The following is a 19,467-nucleotide window of genomic DNA, read 5'->3' as shown; positions in this document are numbered from 1 at the left end:
TAGAATTTTGATACTCAAAGTTCTCGCGGCCGCACACTGGCGGGAGAGCATGATAATGGCCGAAGGCCCCGTTGAAAAAGGCGTCGTGCGCGGCAATCTGCCGCCGCTCGAGCTCTATGTACCCGAGCCGAAATACCGGCCCGGCGACGTCGTCGATTATTCGCATTTGCCGGTGCCGCCTGCCGGCCTGCTGGCCCGTCCCGACGAGGCCTGCCCGGCCAGCGAGACATGGCCGCTGACCCTCGACATGGTCCGCGTGCTGGACGAGGATGACAAGGCCGTCGGCGCGTGGAACCCCGGTCTCGATCCCGAGACGCTGCGCCGGATGCTGCGCACGATGGCGCTGACCCGCGCCTTCGACGACAGGATGTACCGCAGTCAGCGGCAGGGCAAGACCAGCTTCTACATGAAGTGCACCGGCGAGGAGGCGATCTCGGTTGCCTGCGCCATGGCGCTGGCGGGCGACGACATGGTGTTCCCCAGCTATCGTCAGCAGGGCATCCTGATCTCGCGCGGCTATCCTCTGGTCGACATGATCAACCAGATCTATTCGAACCGCGCCGACCCTCTGAAGGGCCGCCAGTTGCCGATCATGTATTCGGCCAAGGACTACGGGTTCTTCTCTATCTCCGGCAACCTTGCCACGCAGTTCCCGCAGGCGGTGGGCTGGGCAATGGCCAGCGCGATCAAGGGCGACACCCGCATCGCCACCGCTTTCATCGGCGAGGGATCGAGCGCGGAAGGCGACTTCCACGCGGCGATGACCTTCGCTGCGGTCTACAATGCGCCGGTCGTGCTCCACGTCGTCAACAACCAGTGGGCGATCTCCAGCTTCTCCGGCTTTGCCGGGGCGGAGCGCACGACCTTCGCCGCGCGCGCCACAGGCTACGGCATTGCCGGGCTGCGGGTCGACGGCAACGATGCGCTGGCGGTCTATGCGGCGATGGAGTGGGCCGCCAACCGCGCCCGCGCCAATCAAGGCCCGACCCTGATCGAGCACTTCACCTACCGCGCCGAGGGCCACTCCACCTCGGACGATCCATCCGCCTACCGCTCGGCGCAGGAGCGCGAGGAATGGCCCTTGGGCGATCCGATCATGCGCCTCAAGAAGCACCTGATCGCCCTTGGCGAATGGTCAGAGGAGCAGCAGGAGACGATGGACCGGGAACTGGTGGAGCAGGTCAAGGTCGCCACGAAGGACGCCGAGAAGAACGGCATCCTCGGCCACGGCATGCACCACCCGTTCCACACGATGTTCGAGGACGTCTTCGAGGAACTACCTTGGCACCTTGAGGAACAGGCCGCTCAGGCCATGCGCGAACGCGGCATAAAATGGCCGGAATGGAAGGAGCGGGACGATGCTTGAGGAGAAGCCCGTGACCGACACGCAAACGCAGGCACCCTCGCGCCAGATGAACATGATCGAGGCGATCAACGACGCGCTGGGCGTCATGATGGCCCGTGATCCCGATATCGTCATCCTGGGCGAGGATGTGGGCTATTTCGGAGGCGTCTTCCGCGCCACCGCGGGCCTGCAGAAGAAGTTCGGCCGCAACCGCGTGTTCGATGCGCCGATCAACGAATGCGGCATCATCGGCGCGGCGGTGGGCATGGCTGCCTATGGCCTGCGCCCGGTGCCGGAAATCCAGTTCGCGGACTATATCTACCCCGGCCTCGACCAGCTCGTGTCCGAGGCAGCGCGTATGCGCTACCGTTCGGCGGGTGAGTTCACTGCGCCGATCACGATCCGCTCGCCCTTCGGCGGCGGTATCTTCGGAGGGCAAACCCACAGCCAGAGCCCAGAGGCGATGTTCACCCATGTCGCCGGCCTCAAGACCGTCATCCCTGCCACGCCCTATGACGCCAAAGGCCTGCTGATCGCCGCGATCGAGGACAATGACCCGGTCATGTTCTTCGAGCCGAAGCGCATCTACAACGGCCCCTTCGGCGGCGACTACGACAAGCCGTCGCGCACCTGGAAGGGCCACCCCGGCGGCGAAGTGCCCGAGGGGTATTACAAAATCCCGCTCGGCAAGGCGCGCATCGTGCGCGAGGGCGAGGCGCTGACGGTGCTGGCCTACGGCACGATGATTCACGTCGCCGAAGCGGTGCTGGCCGACAAGGGTATCGACGCCGAAATCATCGACCTGCGCAGTCTTGTTCCGCTGGACATAGAGACTGTGGAAAAGTCTGTGCAGAAGACGGGCAAATGTCTGGTGATACACGAGGCGACTCGCACTTCCGGCTTCGGCGCCGAACTCGTGACGCTCGTGCAGGAGCGCTGCTTCTACCATCTCGAAGCGCCGGTCGAGCGCGTGACCGGGTTCGACACGCCTTATCCGCACAGCCTCGAGTGGGCCTATTTTCCCGGTCCCGTTCGCATCGGCGAAGCGGTCGACCGTCTGATGAAGGACTGATCCGATGGGACGTTATGTTTTCACGCTTCCCGATATCGGGGAAGGCATTGCCGAGGCCGAAATCGTCGCCTGGCACGTCAAGGTCGGGGATACGGTCGAGGAAGATGGCCGCCTTGCCGACATGATGACGGACAAGGCCACGGTTGAGATGGAAAGCCCGGTTTCGGGCGTGGTCGTCGAAGTGGCAGGGGCGGAGGGCGATGTGATCGCCATCGGCTCGGCGCTGGTCGTGATCGAGGTTGAGGGTCTGGCGGAGGAGGGCGGTCATGCGCCGTCTCCGAAGGCTGCCGTGGTCGAGGAACGGATCGAGGCGGAGACGCCCGCTGCGGCTGGTGCTTCGACAGGCTCAGCGCAAGCGGACGTTGTCGTAGAACCCGCTCCGGCCCCAAAACCCACCCCCGCTCAGGCTGAGCCTGTCGAAGTCCGCACGCCCACCCCGGCGGCTAAGGTTCTCGCCAGCCCCGCAGTCCGCCAGCGCGCGAAAGACCTGAGCATAGACCTTGCCGAAGTCCGCCCGGCGGAAGACGGCCGCCTGCGCCATGCCGATCTCGACGCATTCCTGTCCTACAATGCCAGCGGCGGTTTCCAGCCTGCGGGATTGAAGGGCAAGGACGAGCAGGTCCGCGTCATCGGCCTGCGCCGCCGCATCGCCGAGAACATGGCGGCGTCCAAGCGCAACATCCCCCACTTCGCCTATGTCGAGGAATTCGACGTCACGGCGTTGGAGGAAACCCGCGCCCAGCTCAATGCAGGACGCGGAGAGCGCCCCAAGCTGACGATGCTGCCGTTCCTGATCTCGGCGATCTGCAAGCTGCTGCCGAAGTACCCGATGCTCAACGCGCATTATGACGATGAGGCGGGCGTGGTGACGCGTTACGGCTCGGTGCATCTGGGCATAGCGGCGCAGACGCCCGGCGGCCTCATGGTCCCGGTGATCCGCGATGCGCAGAGCCGCAACCTATGGCAGCTTGCCGCCGAGATCACCCGCCTCGCGCAGGCTGCGCGCGATGGGTCGGCAAAATCTTCCGAGCTTTCGGGCTCGACGATTACCGTCACCTCGCTCGGCCCCATGGGCGGTGTGGCGACGACGCCGGTGATCAACCGTCCGGAAGTCGCCATCATCGGCCCCAATCGCATCGTAGAGCGGCCGATGTTCGTGAAAGACGCCAGCGGCGTGGAGCGCATCGAGAAGCGCAAGATCATGAACATATCGATGAGCTGCGACCACCGCGTGGTCGACGGCTGGGACGCTGCCAGCTTCGCGCAGGACCTCAAGAAACTGATCGAGGCGCCGGCGCTCATTCTCGCCGGATAAAGCGAGCAGGACATGGACCGGGAACCGCGCGGGGACGAATATATCGCCGCTGCTTCGCTCCTGGTCCGTGTGCTGCTGTAAAACTTGCGTGGCGGGGGAATCGCTCCCGGAAGGGTACGGCCCGGGGCGCGCGCAATTGGCCAGGTCAGATCGTCCTGTTCGAGCAGCGGGCCGGTGATGCGCAATCGACCGCGATGCTGCATGATGGCTGCGACCGAATCGTGGGGAGCAAACCATGAGCCGAGACGCGCGTGTCGACGACTATATCGCCAGGTCGGCGGATTTTGCCCGCCCTATCCTCGAACATCTACGGGAACTTGCCCACCGCGCGCTTCCAGGCGCTGAAGAGGCGATCAAGTGGGGCATGCCGCACTTTCTGGTAAGCGGCAAGAACGTTGCTGGCATGGCTGCGTTCAAGGCCCACTGCACGTTCGTCATCCACGGCGATGGGCGTCAAGGCGATGCGATGGGGCAGTTCGGACGCATCACAGCTCTTTCTGACCTGCCCGGCGAATCGGATCTCGCGCAGAAGTTGCAGGCGGCGCAGGCCCGTGTCGAGGTTACGGGGACGGCCCGAAAGCCGGGAAAGCCTCACAAACCCAAACCCGAAATTGCCATGCCGGAAGATTTTGCTGCGGCGCTCGCTGCGGTTCCGGCGGCGCTTGAGGCTTTCGGCGCCTTCACCCCGGCGCAGCAGCGCGACTATCTAGAATGGATCACCGAGGCCAAGGCACCCGCTACGCGCGGTAGGCGCATGGCCCAGTCAGTCGAATGGGTGGCAGAGGGCAAGAAGCGCAACTGGAAGTACGAGAAGTGCTGATGCGAGTCGGCGCCCAATCATGACCGCACTATACCGCTATAGGCGATCTGCCCCCGCCCTCGCGCTGCGCTGCTGGCAGGGATGCGCCAGCGCACATGCGTGACGTCCTCGGCCGTCGCCTGCCGGGTTCCCATGCGCAGGTTCTCCAGGCGACCCCAGGAGCGACCTCCGTTCACAGAGACTTCCTGCATGTCGCTGGCGCTGCGCTGGTAGGCAAGTCGCGCGGGTAGGGGGTTGGTGAGGACGAAACCCCCGTCACCGCCCATCCTGTACCATGTCACCACCGTGAATACCTGGTCGCCCCGCGCAAGCGCGCTGGCGGGTTCGAGGCTGCGGTCGCTGCCCGGTGCGATGCGCTCGATGAAGACAGCGCTGTATGTGGCTACTGCAGGGCCGCTCTGCGCGAGCGCGGCGGCGGACGGGGCGGATGCGATCGCAAGCGAGACAGCCGCAACAAGTTGCTTGTTCAGGTTCACTATAGAAGCCTCAGGCTGTCCAGTCGCGGCAGGGGCACAGCATTCCCCGCACTTGCCAGGATAGGGTTAATCGCCGTTGGCCATGATCAAACGGCGCTCGTTCGGGGCCCGTTTGCGGGGGCGTTGAAAAAAGTCCAAAAGGCTCTGGCAAGGCGGTTGACAGCCCCCGGTGGCTGGCCTAGTGGCGGCGCTCCCAAGCGGACGCAACCGCCGCAAAGTACGCGGGTGTAGCTCAGTTGGTTAGAGTGCCGGCCTGTCACGCCGGAGGTCGCGGGTTCGAGCCCCGTCACTCGCGCCACTTGGGATCTTTCCTTTCGGGGAAAGATACATTCCATGCCTCTGACAAGGCTTGGAATTTCCGGGAAGCCGGAAGCATATTCAAGGCTGAGTTCTTCTTGGCCTTTTCATCGCTGCGCGGGTGTAGCTCAGTTGGTTAGAGTGCCGGCCTGTCACGCCGGAGGTCGCGGGTTCGAGCCCCGTCACTCGCGCCACTTCTCTTAAAGAGAAGTGGTAACCGCACAGGATGAAGATGAGGCCGGGCTTAGTCCCGGCCTTTTTCGTTTCAGCAAAATATAATCGTGCCGGGCGGCGTTAGTACGTTCTCGGCCTGCATCAATGCGCGCAGGTGAAAACCCGTCGGCGCGTAACAGCGCTGGTCGCTTCGCCAGGTTCGCAATTACGAAAGGGTTTGTAGAGCGAGTCGCATGGACTGGCTCCTGCAGGTCCTACTTCGAGGCCTTCTCCGCCGGAGCGCTCCAGTGGCCGGTTTCCATCCACATCAGGTATCGCCGCAGGGGCATGATCCAGACGATCCCGAGCGCCACGTAAATGGGCGTCTGGGCGAGCGCGTTCCACTCACCGATCAGCGGAGGGACAAGGATGGCGACGGCGATTCCGTAAACCATCAGTGCGAGTACCAGCGCAAGGACGCCTATCGGTATCCGCCAGGTCGGGGTCTCGCGCATCAGGTTCTCTCCAGCGGCTGCACTTCGTAGATCCGCGTCGGTGTCACCACTGCGGCGAGGGCGCGGTCATGGCTTTCGACGGGAAGTTCCTCGGCGATCTGGCAATCCCAGGCAAGGCCGATTGCCGGTACGTCCGGATGCGCCGCGAGCCAGCGATCGTAATGCCCGCCGCCCTGGCCAAGCCGGTGCCCGCCCGCAGTAAAGGCCAGCAGCGGCACCACGACGAGGTTGGGGGTCGCAGCCTCGCTGCCCTTGCCCGGTTGCAGCGCGCGCCATGGGCCGGCCTTGAGCTGGCTTTCGTCCCATGGATTGGCCCAAATGCGAAATTCCATCGGACTCCCGCGCGAGGCAAACCAGGGCAGGGCGACCTGCCGGCCGTTCTCGGCCAGCCAGCGTGCCCAGCCGAGCGCGGAAGCCTCGGACCCCGCGGGGTGATAGACGCCCACGGTCGCGCTTTCGGGGATGATCTCCACCAGAGGGGCGGGCGGCCTGCTCAGCATGAGGGCGCGCAGGCCCGCCGGCAGTGTATCGACATGCTCTGCGCGGGCCTGGCGATAGCTCCGCCTGAGGGCGGCCTTTTTGTCAGCGAACTGAATGGGATCAGAAGAAATGGGGGGTGACGGGTCCACCATGGGTCGTTTCCTAGAAATCCTCTGACGCGTTTGACGTCAGGTGGGAACCATGTGCGTCGGACCAGGATCCGGGCAGGGACAGCCCCCAAAGGATTTGCTTATAGCCTCAGGGATGTTCGAACGGCACGTGCCGGGCAGATCCCGTCACGCACCTATCTAGGCGCTTGCGGCGTTACTCTCAAGGAGAGAAGCAAGATTTTCGACCTGCGATGCGATCCTGCCCAGCCTTTCGGTGAAATCGGCCGAGATTTCCGCCGTTTTCGGGCGTTTTCGCAGTTCGTCGAGTTCATCTGCCATCATTAGTGCGGCGAACAGCAGCATGCGCGTCTCGGTCTGGCCTTCGGCGCCGGAGGCCGCTGCCTTTTCGTCGATCAGCCGGCCCAGGCGGGTGACATGCTTTTCCTCACCGTCCGCGCAGGCCAGTGTGAAGCTGCGACCGCCGACCGAAAGGGTGACGTTGCCCATATCAGCGGTTGCCCTTGCTTGCGAGCAGTTCGTCCAGCCCGGCAAGCGACTGGGCGACGCAGGCCTTGAGATCGTCGTGGCGGCGGCGCAGGTCTGCGTCCTCACCGGCCTTGATGTGGTGTGCGGCGCCTTGGATACGCGCCAGTGCTAGCTCGATCCGGTCGAGCGCCAGCAGGGCAGGAGCCTCGTTCATCCAGTCTCGCTGGTCGCATAGTGGTCAACTGGCAAGCACTTGTGCGGCGTTGTTCACAATCTTGTCACTTGCATCGGCTCGATTGGTGCCTGACATGCGACGGGCCGCCCGTGACCTGCGGTTATTATACGGCCGGGCGTGGAATCTGCCCCGGCTCGCGGGAATTGGGGCGGTAAACTTGACGCGCCGCCGCCTCTCCCTAAAGGGGGTCGCAAGTTACGAATCGTCCCATAAACTTCGCCTACCCGGAGCTGATCCATGACCCTTTCTTCCGACCGTCTCGCGCCGATGGCCAACGCCATCAGGGCACTGTCGATGGATGCGGTTCAGGCTGCCAACAGCGGCCACCCGGGCATGCCGATGGGCATGGCGGACGTCGCTACCGTGCTGTTCGCGAAGTTCCTCAAGTTCGACCCCGCAGCCCCCAAGTGGGCTGACCGCGATCGCTTCGTGCTGTCGGCCGGTCACGGTTCGATGCTCATCTACTCGCTGCTGCACCTCACCGGCTACGCCAGCCCCTCGCTGGATGACATACGCAACTTCCGCCAGATGGGTTCGGTCTGCGCCGGCCATCCCGAGAACTTCCTGATCGAAGGCGTGGAATGCACCACCGGCCCGCTGGGTCAGGGCGTGGCGATGGCCGTCGGCATGGCGATGGCAGAGCGTCATCTCAACGCCACCTTCGGCGACGATCTGGTCGACCACAATACCTGGGTGATCGCCGGCGACGGCTGCCTCATGGAAGGCATCAACCACGAGGCGATCGGCCTTGCCGGTACGCTGAAGCTGGGCCGTCTCAAGGTCCTGTGGGACAATAACAAGATCACCATCGACGGCGACACTTCGCTGTCGACCACCGAAGACATCGCTGCACGCTACCGCGCTTCGGGCTGGGACGTGTTCGACTGCGACGGCCATGACTTCGCCGACATCGAGCGTGCTCTGGCCGAGGCCGCTGCATCGGACAAGCCGAGCCTCGTTTCCTGCCGCACGCTGATCGGCAAGGGCGCTCCGAACAAGCAGGGCGGTCACGACGTTCACGGCTCGCCGCTGGGCGCGGCTGAGATCGAAGCCGCGCGCGAATACCTCGGCTGGACATCCGCTCCCTTCGAGATCCCCGCCGAGATCATGGCCGATTGGCGTTCGCTGGGCGAAAAGGGCGCTGCCACCCACGCCGAGTGGGATGCGCGCGCCGCCGCCAACGACAAGGCGGGTGAATTCAGCCGCCGCATGGCCGGCGAGCTTCCCGAAATGGACGGCATTCGTGCGGCGCTGGCCGAGTGGGTTGCCGGCGACGCCAATGTCGCCACCCGCAAGGCATCGGAGAACTGGCTGAACGTACTGGCCCCGGCGATCCCGGAAATGGTCGGCGGTTCGGCCGATCTCACCGGCTCGAACAACACCAAGGCCAAGTGCCAGGCGCCGTTCAACCCCGAGGATTACTCGGGCCGCTACGTCTATTACGGTATCCGTGAATTCGGCATGGCCGCCGCGATGAACGGTATGGCGCTGCACGGCGGCGTGATCCCTTACGGCGGCACCTTCCTGATCTTCTCGGACTACTGCCGCAATGCGATCCGTCTCTCGGCGCTGCAGCAGACCCGCGCTATCTATGTGCTGACGCATGACAGCATCGGCCTTGGCGAAGACGGCCCGACCCACCAGCCGGTCGAGCATGTCATGTCGATGCGCCTGATCCCCAACCTCTACGTGTTCCGCCCGGCAGATGCCGTGGAAACCGCCGAGTGCTGGACCATCGCCCTGGAATCCAAGGAAACCCCTTCGGTTCTCGCGCTGACCCGCCAGAACCTGCCGCAGCTGCGCACTTCGGGCGATATGCTGTCGGCGCGCGGTGCCTACACGCTGCGCAGCGCTGAAGGAGACCGCAAGGTTATCCTCATCGCCACCGGCTCGGAAGTCGAACTGGCGGTCAGGGTTCAGGGCGAATTGCAGGCACAGGGCATCGGCGCCGATGTCGTCTCGATGCCGTGCATGGAACTGTTCGCGGCGCAGGACGAAGCCTATCAGCGCGAAGTTCTGCCCAACGATCCCGCAGTTCTGCGCGTTTCGATCGAGGCCGGCGTCACGCAGGGCTGGGAACGTTACACCGCCTTCAGCCGCAATGGCGGCCTGAACATTGGCCTGGACCGCTTCGGCGCATCCGCCCCCGCCAAGGTTCTGTTCGAGCGTTTCGGCTTCACCGCCGAAGCCATCGTGCCCAAGATTCTGGAAAAGCTCAGCACCTAAGAGGAGATTAGGATTATGGCGATCAAGGTTGCGATCAACGGTTTCGGACGTATCGGGCGCAATGTCGCCCGCGCCATTCTCGAGCGTACCGACCATGACCTCGAACTGGTGTCGATCAACGATCTAGCCAGCGCCAAGGCCAATGCTCTCCTGTTCAAGCGCGACAGCGTTCACGGTGCGTTTGCGGGCACCGTCGAAGTTGACGGCGACGACCTGGTCGTCAACGGCAAGCGCATCAAGGTGACCGCCGAGCGCGATCCCGCGAACCTGCCGCATGCCGCCAACGGCATCGACATCGCGCTGGAATGCACCGGCTTCTTCGCCGACAAGGCATCTGCCTCGAAGCACATCGAAGCAGGCGCCAAGCGCGTGCTGATCTCGGCTCCGGCCAAGGGCGCGGACCTTACCGTCGTCTACGGCGTGAACCACGACAAGCTGACCGCCGACCACCTGGTCGTCTCGAATGCGTCGTGCACCACCAACTGCCTGGCGCCCTTCGCCAAGGTCCTGCACGAAGCCATCGGCATCGAGCGCGGCCTGATGACGACGATCCACTCGTACACCAACGACCAGAAGATCCTCGATCAGATCCACTCCGACCCGCGCCGTTCGCGCGCTGCCGCGATGAACATGATCCCGACCAGCACCGGCGCCGCCGTTGCCGTTGGCCTCGTGCTCCCGGATCTGGCCGGTAAGCTCGACGGTTCGTCGATCCGCGTGCCGACCCCGAACGTCTCGGTCGTCGACCTGACCTTCGTGCCGAGCCGCGACACCACGCTTGAAGAAGTGAACTCGCTTCTGAAGGCCGCTGCCGAAGGCGAACTGAAGGGTGTTCTCGGCTACACCGACGAGCCGCTGGTTTCGATCGACTTCAACCACGACGCGCACTCGTCGACCATCGACAGCCTCGAGACCTCGGTTCTCGAAGGCAAGCTGGTGCGCGTGCTTTCGTGGTACGACAACGAGTGGGGCTTCTCCAACCGCATGGTCGACACGGCCGGCGTGATGGGCGGCCTGCTCTGATAAACCCGGCGGCGACTGGCCCAACAAAGGGCCTGTACGCCGCCGTTGTACCTGCCGCCGCGGGAGTCCTCTAAGGACTTTCGCGGCGCGGTGCGTCCGGAGCCCGCGATCCGCCGGGCGCAGGACGTGAAGATGCAAAGATCGCCGTGGGCGACGAGATAAGGATCGAGAGATGAGCGCTTTCAAGACCTTGGACGACCTTGGTGACGTAAATGGCAAGGTCGCGCTCGTGCGCGTCGACCTGAACCTGCCGATGCAGGACGGCGCCGTCACCGATGACACCCGCATTCGCGCTGCGCTCCCGACGATCCTCGAACTGTCCGGGAAGGGCGCCAAGGTCCTGCTGCTGGCACACTTCGGCCGTCCCAAGGGCGAGCGTTCGTCCACGATGTCGCTGTCGATGGTGGTCGGCGCGGTCGAGAAAGCGCTTGGCAAGGAAGTGATGTTCGTGCCCGAGATTGCCGGTCCGGTGGTCGCACAGTCGGTCGGCATCCTGCGGGCCGGCGACATCGCCATCCTTGAGAACACGCGCTTCTGGAAGGGTGAGGAAAAGAACGACCCCGAACTGGCGCAGGCGATTGCCGCCAACGCCGACTTCTATGTCAACGACGCGTTCTCCGCCGCTCACCGCGCTCACGCCACGACCGAAGGCCTTGCCCGCGTGCTGCCCGCTTACGCCGGCCGTTCGATGCAGGCCGAACTGGAAGCGCTCGACAAGGCGCTGGGCAGCCCCGAGAAGCCGGTGGCGGCCGTTGTCGGCGGCGCCAAGGTTTCCTCCAAGCTCGAAGTGCTCAAGCACCTCGTCACCATGGTCGATCACCTCATCATCGGCGGCGGCATGGCCAACACTTTCCTCGCCGCCAAGGGCGTGGACGTGGGCAAGTCGCTTTGCGAGCATGACCTGACGGATATCGCCAACGAAATCCTCGCCACGGCCGATGCCTCAGGCTGCACCGTGCACCTTCCCTACGACGTGGTTGTCTCGAAGGAATTCGCGGCTAACCCGCCGTCCCTGCGCACCTGCAACGTTCACGAAGTCGAAGCCGACGAGATGATCCTCGACGCTGGACCGGCCGCTGCCGAAACGCTGGGCGATGTGCTCAAGAACTGCCGAACCCTGGTGTGGAACGGCCCGCTCGGCGCGTTCGAGATGGCGCCTTTCGATGCTGCCACTGTCGCTCTCGCCAAGACGGCTGCAGCGCTGACGGCCGAAGGTTCGCTGGTTTCGGTTGCAGGCGGCGGCGATACCGTTGCGGCACTCAACCATGCTGGCGCGGCGCAGGACTTCACGTATATCTCGACTGCGGGCGGCGCCTTCCTTGAATGGATGGAAGGCAAGGAACTGCCCGGCGTCGCAGCGCTTTCGGCCTGAGCCGGGACTGACGGGACGACGATGGATGCGGCGCGCATGACCCAACGTGACCATGCTAGGCCGCATCCGGCCGTTCCGCCCTGGGAAGGGCGCCACGTCACGCTCGACGGTATGCGCGGGATCGCCGCGCTTGCCGTGGCGCTGTTTCACTACAACATCTCGGAGGCCCCGCATGGTTATGTCGCGGTGGACTTCTTCTTCGCGCTGTCCGGCTTCGTACTCTGCAAGACCTACCTGCCGCGCTGGCAGGCGGGGCTGACCACCTGGGCGTTCATGAAGCAGCGGGTGATCCGGCTCTATCCGCTGTTCCTTGTCGGCATCGTCGTCACCACGCTTTCGGCGATATCGAACCATTTTACCGGGCAGGGCAATTTGTACAGCTATGGGATGATGGCGCGGGCGCTGCCGTTCAACCTGCTTATGCTGCCCTCGCCGGTGACGAACACGCTGTTTCCGCTCAACGTGCCGGCATGGTCGCTGTTCTTCGAACTGGTGGCGAACCTGGGCCTTGTGCTGCTGCTGTTCCGGCTGCCGCGGATCGCCTTGCTGGCAGTAGCGCTTGCGGCGGCGTGGTGGTTCTCGCTGGCCGTGCTGGAGAACGATGGCGGCAACATCGGCGCGGTATGGCACCAGCTCGGCATTTCGATGGTGCGCACGACCATGTCGTTCACTGCCGGCGTCCTGCTGGCACGGTTTCCGGTGCCGACGATCCGTCCTGCCGGGTGGATGGGCCTCGCCTGTCTCGCTGCCATCGCGGCGATGCTGATGCTCGACATCGAGGGGGTTCCCGATGCGTACTACGACCTTGCCTGCAGCATTGTCGTCTCGCCGCTGCTCGTCTGGTTCGGCGCGCGCTGCGAGCCGCCGCGCGCCCTTGCACCGATCGCCTGGTTTCTGGGGGAGGTATCCTACGCGGTCTACGCGGTGCACTGGGCGCTGATGGAGCCGTTGCGCTACTTCAAGGATGATCTTGGCTACAACCCCGTGTTGATGGGCGCCATTTATCTTGCGTGTTGCGTCGCTCTGGCTTGGGCGGCCGTGCGCTGGGTCGACGGGCCGATGCGCCGGAAGATCGGCACCATGCTGCGTGAAAGGGCGAGCCGCGCCCCATCGCTGGAGGGGAGCGCCGCACCGAACTAAGTCATGCCGCAGTTGCGACATAAGGGGTCGCGGCGTAGGCTCGAATTCAAGTGCTGAACAACTCAGGAGGAGAAACCATGCAGTATTCAGACATGACCGCCAAGATGGCAGACGGCGACGGATTTATCGCCGCGCTCGACCAGAGTGGCGGTTCCACCCCCAAGGCCCTCAAGGGTTACGGGATCGAGGACGATGCCTGGTCGAGCGAGGAGGAGATGTTCGGCCTGATCCACGAAATGCGTGCGCGGATCATTTCATCGCCCGTCTTCACCGGCGAAAAGGTCATCGGTGCCATCCTGTTCGAGCGGACCATGGACGGCCTTGTCAACGGCGTACCGACCCCCGAGGCGCTGCTCGCCAAGGGCATCGTGCCTTTCATCAAGATCGACAAGGGTCTTGAAGACGAAGCCGACGGCTGCCAGCTCATGAAGCCGAATCCCACGCTCGACGGACTGCTTGCGCGTTCGAAGAAGCTTGGCGTGTTCGGCACCAAGGAGCGTTCGGTCATCAACTCGGCCAATGCAGCCGGCATCGCCGCCGTCGCCAAGCAGCAGTTCGAGATCGGCCTGCAGGTCCTGAGCCACGAGATGATGCCGATCATCGAGCCCGAAGTGAACATCAAGAGCGAGACGCGCGCTGAGTGCGATGCGATCCTGCGTGATGAGATCCTCAAGAATCTCGACGCTCTGCCTGAGGGCAAGCAGGTCATGCTCAAGCTCTCGCTGCCGGTGGTGCCGGGTACGTTCGACGCACTGGTCGCGCATCCCAAGGTGCTGCGCGTCGTCGCGCTGTCGGGCGGCTATGCGCGTCCCGAGGCTTGCGCAGAACTGGCGAAGAACAAGGGCATCATCGCCAGCTTCAGCCGCGCGCTGCTGTCGGACCTGCGCTCGCAGATGAGCGATGCCGAGTTCAACGCCTCGCTCGGCGAAGCGATCGACGCGATCTACGCCGGCTCTACCCAGAAGGCGGAAGCGGCAGCTGCCGCCTGATCTTCAGGTTGATATGAAAGGGAAAAGGCGGTGCCGGGGGGCGCCGCCTTTTCTTTTGGGGGGGTCAATAACCGCCCATGAAGCGGAATCCGAAGCGGTAATCCGAGGCTCTCACCGTGCCGTTGTTCGCTGCACCCGCGACCTTGTCCGGGCGCACCTCGACCAGTTCGAGGGTGCCATCAGCCACGGTGATCGGCTTGCCAGAAGTGATCTCGACTTCGCCGCCGCGCCCGTTGTCGATCCGCAGGCGCAGGCGCAGCTGTCCGCCCCAGACGCAGCGGGCGTTCATCGGACAGCGGCTGTCTTCCAGCACTGCCAGCGGCGTCACGCGAGGCCCGTCCACCGTCACCGTCTGGCCCAGCGCGGCAAACGTCAGCGGTGCGCCGGTTCCCGCTGCGGGCAATTCTGACGGATAGGGCTGTGCGGGCGCCGGAGGCGGGGTCTGAGTGGGCGCCTGAGCCATCGGGGCGGGCTCGGGGTAATTGCTTGGCGCGGGCTGGGGATAGCTTGTCGGCGCCACCTGGGGATAGGCTGCAGGCACCCGAGATGGGTCAGCCGGCGGGATCACGGTGCAGCCGGCAAGCGCCATTGCTGCGGTGAGGGCGGCGGCCAAGGGCTTGATGGCCGATGACTTCAGACGCGCCGGGACGCTGTGGGAGTTCGGGGCGCTAAGTTTCATGGCGGCCATGCAACACGCCCTTGCCTGAATGGTTCCCGAACATGGACGGTTCCGGGCGGGGATGTCGCCAGAACGCTTGGCGCGGCGGCTGCGCAAGGCTAGAGCGCGCAGATGACCGATGAAATCCCTCGCGAACCCACGCAGCTTTACCTGATCTCGCCGCTCGACGTCGGCGGGGTCTTCGCCGATCGGCTTGCCCGCGCGCTTGATGCCGGGCCTGTCGCGGCGTTCCAGTTTCGCGTCAAGGACGTGGACCAGCACGAAGCCGCAAGGCTCGGCGAACCGCTGCGCCGCATCTGCGCCGACCGCGACGTGGCCTTCATCGTCAATGATTCGGTTGCCCTGGCCAAGCGCCTCGCGGCGGACGGCGTGCATCTCGGGCAGGACGACGATTCAATCGAGGAAGCGCGCGGCGAACTGGGCCGCGACGCGCAGATCGGCGTCACCTGCCACGACAGCCGCCACTTCGCTATGGAAGCGGGGGATGCCGGGGCAGACTACGTGGCGTTCGGCGCGTTCTACCCGACCACTACGAAGGAAACCAAGCATGTTGCCGGGCTGGAACTGCTGGAATGGTGGCAGGGCATTTTCGAAATTCCCTGCGTCGCCATCGGCGGCGTGACGCCTGAGAACTGCGTGCCCCTGGTGCGCGCGGGCGCGGACTTCCTGGCGGTGTCGGCCGCCGTGTGGAATGGCGATGAGGAAGCCGCCGTTCGCGCCTTCAACGCAGCGATCGCGGGCGAGTTCTGAGTTTCCGGGGATCGGTGACCGCTCCGCCCGAATTGGGGTGGTCCCGAACCCGCGTGTCTGGTCAATTGTCCCGGATCGCGTTCCTAACCCAGCAACGCGCGCGTCGCTGCGATGATTGGCACCAGCCGTTCTGCCGGGCCGATACCGGCAGCGGCCTTGGCAACTTCCGGCACTTCCAGACCGACCAGACTACCGGCCGGGATGGCGGCGAGGAAATCGGCCAGTGGCAGGTCGCCTTCGCCCGGTCCCAGCCGTTCCTCGCGCGCTTCCAGGCCATAGTCCGCGACGCGCGCCGGCATGGGCACGTCGCATAGCTGCACATAGCCGATGCGGGACGGATCGGCAGCGGCCAGTTCGCCGAGCGTGCTGCCGCCCCGGAAGAAGTGCATCGCATCGACCAGCACCCGCGCATTTTCCGCTCCGCATTCATCGACGAAGGCCAGTGCCTGCGCGAACGAGGCAGGCGGCATCAGCGGCAGGAACTCTACCGTCGCCAGCATTCCGCGTTCACCGGCCATCTCGGCGAAGCGGGCGAAAGGTTCGGGCGAAGCGGCCATGTTCACTGCGTTGACCACCGGCGTGCCAAGCTGCGCAAACAAGTCGAGCATGGCCGAGAAACCATCGCCGTCCAGCCCTTCGCGAACGAGGAAGCCTTCGCCCAGCGCCACGCTTACCCCGGTATCGGCCATTGCGTTCAGCGTTTCGCGGCGCAGCGCCGCGTCCGCCAGCAGGTCCCAGCCGGGATAGCCGTGAGGGTTCCCGGTGATCGGCCGGGGGCCGAGGCCGATGCGTGTGACGCCGAGGTCCGCCGCCAGTCGGACGAAATCGACCGGCGGCAGTCCGAGGACGCTGATGAACTCTATGGCGATGCAATCGGCGTGACCCGGCATCAGAAGTCGATTCGGGCGATGACTTCCTCGCCAAACTTCTGCGCCTGTTCGAGGTATTCGGTGCGCGTCTCGGTGTAGATCGTCGCCCCGGAGCCGTCGACGCCGAGCGACTTTAGGTTGGCGAAGTGGTCCAGCGCTTCCTGTGCGTTCCAGCCGGCCTTCACCGAATAGGTGGAAGAGGCGATGACCTTGGGCGGCACTTCGCGGCCCACTTTCACGCAGTGTTCGGCCATGTAGGCGATGGCGGCAAGGATGTCCTCGTCGCCTTCGAGATTGGCAGTGCGGGCGGTGTCGGTGATGGCCTTGGGGACGAAGAAGGGATGCCACGCGTCGCCCAGTTCCACCGCCCGGCGCAGGGCGCGCTTCGAGTTTCCGCCCACCAGCAGCGGCGGGTGCGGCGTCTGGACCGGGGTGGGCAGCACGCGGTTGCCCAGCGCGGTGTAGCCGTTGCCTTCGAACGTGAAATCCTCACCGGTCCAGGCCAGTTTCATGGCCTTCATGTATTCGTCCATGATGTCGTTGCGGCTGTCGAAATCGACGCCGAGCGCCTTGTATTCCGCCTTCATGTAGCCCGCCCCCAGGCCGAGGATCACGCGCCCGCCGGTGAAGTGGTCTAGGCTGGAGACCGCCCGGGCAGTGATGAACGGGTTGCGGTAGGGCAGGACGAGAATATTGGTCTGCAGCCGCAAGGTGGTCGTCGCCGCGCCCAGCATCGAGAGCATCACGAACGGATCCTGCGCATAGTGCCCGCCGTTATCGAGCCAGCGCGAGGACGGCACCGGATGGTCCGTGACGGTGCCCGCGTAGAAGCCGGCCGCTTCGACCGCCTTCGCGATCTGGTGCAGCGCTTCCATGGTGCCCCACTCGGCAGGCTTGTCGATGTGGTCGAAAGGCAGGCTGGTGCTGAGGGTGAAGGTCATCGCTCTCTCTCGTTATTCCGTGATTTCCGGGGGAAGGACCCACTTGTCACCGCGGTCGCGCACCCAGCCGCCCGAGGCCCAGGAGCCGCCGTCGACGGGGATGATCGTGCCGGTGACGTAACTTGCCATGGGCGAGGCGAGGAACACCGCGACACGGCCGCATTCCTCGTCGATCCCGGCGCGGCCTGCGGGGATGCGTTTGCGGATGCCTTCGATTTGAGCCGGGCTGGGCTGATGCCATGCGGCTTCATCGACCGGCCCGGTGAACTGGCCGCGGGTGCCGGGCGTGACCGTGTAGTCGGGCGCGATGGCGTTCACGCGGATGCCGTGTTCGGCGAATTCGAGGGCGAGGGTGCGGGTCAGATTGTTGATACCCGCCTTGCACGCGGCGTAGACGGCGTATCCGGGCGCGGCGCGGCTGGCTTCTATGCTGGTGACATTGACGATCGCTCCCCCGCGCCCACCTGCGATCATAAACGGCACGGCGGCCTGCGTCGCGGCGAGGTTGCTGACGAGGTTGAGGTCGATGTGCCGCCGCCAGTTTTTCTCGGCGAGGTCGAGGAAGCTGCGCCGGGTGACGCCGCCGGCGTTGTTGACCAGAATGTCGAGACGGCCGAAGGTATCCGCGGCGCTTGCGATGGCGGCCTGCAGCGCCTCCACGTCCATGACGTTGCCGGGTATGCACAGGGCGCGGCGGCCACGTTCCTCGACCATTCGGGCGACCTGTTCGCAGCGTTCGGGCACGGCCTCGATGATGGCGACATCGGCGCCCATGTCGGCCATGCACAGCGCGGTGGCACGGCCGATGCCGCCGCCGCCGCCGGTCACGAAGGCCACCTGGCCGGTAAGATCGATGTCGCTTGCCTGCACGATCCCTCTTTCCCCGTGCGGTGCCGTTCTCGGCATCCGCTCGCCTCAGGTCATGAGGCTGAACAAGTGGGCAGCATTAGCCAGATCGCATGGCTCGTCTATGTCTTTTGCGAGGCCGTCAGCGATGATCGTCACCGCGCTGAGGCCCAGCGTTTGTGCGGCTTCGCGGTGCAGAGCGGCGCTGTTCGTGCCGTAGTGGAAGCTAAACCCTGCCGCCTCGGGCAAGGGCAGTGAAAGCGCATTGGTGCCGCTTCCGTGCCGATCGGGGGCGATGCCGATGGTCCCGGGCGGAAGTTCTGCCAGCCGGACGATTTCCTCTGCCTGAAGGCAGGGCAGGTCGGCGGCGATCACGATCAGGCGCGAGGGCGCACCGGGCACCTGCGCTATCACCGCGAGGGCGTGGCCCAGTGCCGCGTTGAGCCCGCCGTCCGGTTCCTCGATCCGTTCGATGTTTGCGCCGACACCCGAACGCTGCGGTCCTACGACCACCGTGCGCCCGACCGTCTCCCCCGCCGCCCGCACCACATGTCCGAGCATCGCCTCGACCAGCCTGTCGCGTTCGTCCGCGCGAAGCTCGCCTGCGAGGCGGGTCTTGCCCGCGCCGCGCGCCTTGATCGGGATCAGCGCCCAGATGCTGGCGGGCAAGATGCTCACGGGATCGCGGGGGCCTGAGCAAGGTTGGTGAAGCGAATGCCGGCACCGTCTGCCTTGTAGGTCTTGTTCATGTAGATGAGGATCGAGGTCAGCGCCTCAGCCGCCGCCGAATTGGCGAGCGCACCGCCCGAGAGCCCGCGAATGCCCATGCCGGGGCACAGTTCTACCACTGTCTTGCGCGCCTCGACGTCGTCCGAGAACACCAGCACGTCGCAGTCGATCGCGTGGTCGGAATCGAGGTGGTGCGCAGAAACGTTGTGGAACGCCGTGACCAGCCGCACATCCGGGCCTAGGTGCTCACGCGCCTGCAAGGCGGCGCTGCCCTCGGAGGGAAGCTGAACGCGCATGACCTTGGGCGGAACCAGGGGCACGGTGGTATCGACCACTACAGCCTGCCCCACGCGGTCCCTGATCTGGGCCAGGGTATCGGCCTGCGAGGCGTGCGGTACGGCGACGATCACCACGTCCTTGCCCTCGGCCGCATCGGCGTTGGCCGCGAAACCAGCTGCGCCCAGTTCCTGCGCCGTGACCTGGGCCTTTTCCGCCGAGCGCGAGCCTATGGTCACATCGTGTCCGGCCGCCACCAGCCTGCGCGCCAGACCCTTGCCGAGCGCGCCCGTGCCGCCAATCACCGCGATTGCTACCATTTC

21 protein-coding genes and 2 tRNA genes are annotated in these 19,467 nt (G+C 65.0%); 12 read left to right on the top strand and 11 right to left on the bottom strand.

Features of this window, described 5'->3' with window-relative positions:
* Nucleotides 1–55 precede the first annotated feature (55 nt).
* From GVL61_RS01690 to GVL61_RS01675, 4 genes are all read left to right on the top strand, one after another.
* The gene (locus GVL61_RS01690) at nt 56–1,366 is read left to right on the top strand and encodes a 3-methyl-2-oxobutanoate dehydrogenase (2-methylpropanoyl-transferring) subunit alpha (RefSeq protein WP_159976227.1); all 1,311 of its coding nucleotides are present in this window, start codon (nt 56–58) and stop codon (nt 1,364–1,366) included.
* A complete protein-coding gene (locus tag GVL61_RS01685) occupies nt 1,359–2,417 on the top strand; it encodes an alpha-ketoacid dehydrogenase subunit beta (RefSeq protein ID WP_200844789.1) in 1,059 nt (352 codons plus the stop codon). The genes GVL61_RS01690 and GVL61_RS01685 overlap by 8 nt, the downstream gene beginning before the upstream one ends.
* Before the next feature lie 4 nt (nt 2,418–2,421).
* Entirely contained in the window at nt 2,422–3,732 is a 1,311-nt protein-coding gene (locus GVL61_RS01680; protein WP_159976224.1) for a dihydrolipoamide acetyltransferase family protein, read from the top strand.
* 235 nt (nt 3,733–3,967) lie between these two features.
* Nucleotides 3,968–4,552, top strand: coding sequence for a YdeI/OmpD-associated family protein (locus GVL61_RS01675; protein ID WP_159976222.1), 585 nt, complete (start codon nt 3,968–3,970; stop codon nt 4,550–4,552).
* 17 nt (nt 4,553–4,569) lie between these two features.
* Here GVL61_RS01675 and GVL61_RS01670 read toward each other — a convergent pair whose 3' ends face one another.
* Nucleotides 4,570–5,028, bottom strand: a complete 459-nt coding sequence (locus GVL61_RS01670; protein ID WP_159976219.1) for a hypothetical protein — start codon at nt 5,026–5,028, stop codon at nt 4,570–4,572.
* A gap of 221 nt (nt 5,029–5,249) precedes the next feature.
* Here GVL61_RS01670 and GVL61_RS01665 point away from each other — a divergent pair.
* Nucleotides 5,250–5,326: transfer RNA gene (locus GVL61_RS01665), tRNA-Asp, on the top strand.
* Nucleotides 5,327–5,442: 116 nt separating this feature from the next.
* A tRNA-Asp gene (locus GVL61_RS01660) sits at nt 5,443–5,519 on the top strand.
* Nucleotides 5,520–5,753: 234 nt separating this feature from the next.
* Here GVL61_RS01660 and GVL61_RS01655 read toward each other — a convergent pair.
* The 4 genes from GVL61_RS01655 to GVL61_RS01640 form a co-directional block, all read right to left on the bottom strand.
* Complete coding sequence (locus tag GVL61_RS01655) at nt 5,754–5,993, bottom strand: DUF2842 domain-containing protein (RefSeq protein ID WP_159976216.1); 240 nt, start codon at nt 5,991–5,993, stop codon at nt 5,754–5,756.
* Nucleotides 5,993–6,625 carry a 5-formyltetrahydrofolate cyclo-ligase gene (locus tag GVL61_RS01650; RefSeq protein WP_159976213.1) on the bottom strand — a complete coding sequence of 211 codons (633 nt, stop codon included), beginning with the start codon at nt 6,623–6,625 and terminating at the stop codon, nt 5,993–5,995. The genes GVL61_RS01655 and GVL61_RS01650 overlap by 1 nt, the downstream gene beginning before the upstream one ends.
* Before the next feature lie 156 nt (nt 6,626–6,781).
* Nucleotides 6,782–7,090, bottom strand: a complete 309-nt coding sequence (locus tag GVL61_RS01645; protein ID WP_159976210.1) for a cell division protein ZapA — start codon at nt 7,088–7,090, stop codon at nt 6,782–6,784.
* Nucleotide 7,091: 1 nt separating this feature from the next.
* On the bottom strand, nt 7,092–7,283 hold the full coding sequence (locus GVL61_RS01640) for a hypothetical protein (protein WP_159976207.1): 192 nt from the start codon (nt 7,281–7,283) through the stop codon (nt 7,092–7,094).
* Between the two features lie 258 nt (nt 7,284–7,541).
* Here GVL61_RS01640 and tkt point away from each other — a divergent pair, with 258 nt between their 5' ends.
* The 5 genes from tkt to GVL61_RS01615 all read left to right on the top strand — a co-directional run bounded on the left by tkt (nt 7,542) and on the right by GVL61_RS01615 (nt 14,054).
* Complete coding sequence (gene tkt, locus GVL61_RS01635; protein WP_159976204.1) at nt 7,542–9,530, top strand: transketolase; 1,989 nt, start codon at nt 7,542–7,544, stop codon at nt 9,528–9,530.
* A gap of 15 nt (nt 9,531–9,545) precedes the next feature.
* Nucleotides 9,546–10,553, top strand: coding sequence for a type I glyceraldehyde-3-phosphate dehydrogenase (gap, locus tag GVL61_RS01630; RefSeq protein ID WP_159976201.1), 1,008 nt, complete (start codon nt 9,546–9,548; stop codon nt 10,551–10,553).
* A 172-nt stretch (nt 10,554–10,725) separates the two neighbouring features.
* Entirely contained in the window at nt 10,726–11,925 is a 1,200-nt protein-coding gene (gene pgk / locus GVL61_RS01625; protein WP_159976198.1) for a phosphoglycerate kinase, read from the top strand.
* A gap of 36 nt (nt 11,926–11,961) precedes the next feature.
* Complete coding sequence (locus tag GVL61_RS01620) at nt 11,962–13,065, top strand: acyltransferase (RefSeq protein WP_159976195.1); 1,104 nt, start codon at nt 11,962–11,964, stop codon at nt 13,063–13,065.
* A gap of 77 nt (nt 13,066–13,142) precedes the next feature.
* The gene (locus GVL61_RS01615) at nt 13,143–14,054 is read left to right on the top strand and encodes a fructose bisphosphate aldolase (protein WP_159976192.1); all 912 of its coding nucleotides are present in this window, start codon (nt 13,143–13,145) and stop codon (nt 14,052–14,054) included.
* Between the two features lie 64 nt (nt 14,055–14,118).
* Here the strand turns inward: GVL61_RS01615 and GVL61_RS01610 are convergent, their stop codons facing one another.
* Nucleotides 14,119–14,742: a hypothetical protein gene (locus tag GVL61_RS01610; RefSeq protein WP_235037493.1), complete on the bottom strand. Its 624-nt coding sequence runs from the start codon at nt 14,740–14,742 to the stop codon at nt 14,119–14,121.
* A 102-nt stretch (nt 14,743–14,844) separates the two neighbouring features.
* On the opposite strand from GVL61_RS01610, the gene thiE reads away from it, so the two are divergent.
* Nucleotides 14,845–15,483, top strand: coding sequence for a thiamine phosphate synthase (gene thiE, locus GVL61_RS01605; protein WP_159976189.1), 639 nt, complete (start codon nt 14,845–14,847; stop codon nt 15,481–15,483).
* Nucleotides 15,484–15,566: 83 nt separating this feature from the next.
* Here thiE and GVL61_RS01600 read toward each other — a convergent pair whose 3' ends face one another.
* The 5 genes from GVL61_RS01600 to npdG are packed head-to-tail and all read right to left on the bottom strand — an operon-like array spanning nt 15,567 to nt 19,464.
* Nucleotides 15,567–16,373: a sugar phosphate isomerase/epimerase gene (locus tag GVL61_RS01600; RefSeq protein ID WP_159976186.1), complete on the bottom strand. Its 807-nt coding sequence runs from the start codon at nt 16,371–16,373 to the stop codon at nt 15,567–15,569.
* Entirely contained in the window at nt 16,373–17,293 is a 921-nt protein-coding gene (locus tag GVL61_RS01595; RefSeq protein WP_159976183.1) for a TIGR03619 family F420-dependent LLM class oxidoreductase, read from the bottom strand. Before GVL61_RS01595 ends, GVL61_RS01600 begins: the two co-directional genes overlap by 1 nt.
* 12 nt (nt 17,294–17,305) lie before the next feature.
* Complete coding sequence (locus GVL61_RS01590) at nt 17,306–18,163, bottom strand: SDR family NAD(P)-dependent oxidoreductase (protein ID WP_235037492.1); 858 nt, start codon at nt 18,161–18,163, stop codon at nt 17,306–17,308.
* A gap of 45 nt (nt 18,164–18,208) precedes the next feature.
* Nucleotides 18,209–18,817, bottom strand: coding sequence for a 2-phospho-L-lactate guanylyltransferase (cofC, locus tag GVL61_RS01585; protein WP_159976177.1), 609 nt, complete (start codon nt 18,815–18,817; stop codon nt 18,209–18,211).
* The gene (gene npdG / locus GVL61_RS01580) at nt 18,814–19,464 is read right to left on the bottom strand and encodes an NADPH-dependent F420 reductase (RefSeq protein WP_159976174.1); all 651 of its coding nucleotides are present in this window, start codon (nt 19,462–19,464) and stop codon (nt 18,814–18,816) included. The genes cofC and npdG overlap by 4 nt, the downstream gene beginning before the upstream one ends.
* Nucleotides 19,465–19,467: the final 3 nt, after the last annotated feature.

It is taken from the genome of Novosphingobium sp. 18050 (genome assembly GCF_902706195.1).
Taxonomy (GTDB): domain Bacteria; phylum Pseudomonadota; class Alphaproteobacteria; order Sphingomonadales; family Sphingomonadaceae; genus Novosphingobium.
Note: the sequence above shows the minus strand (reverse complement) of the source record. Positions and strands in the feature narration are given on the sequence as shown.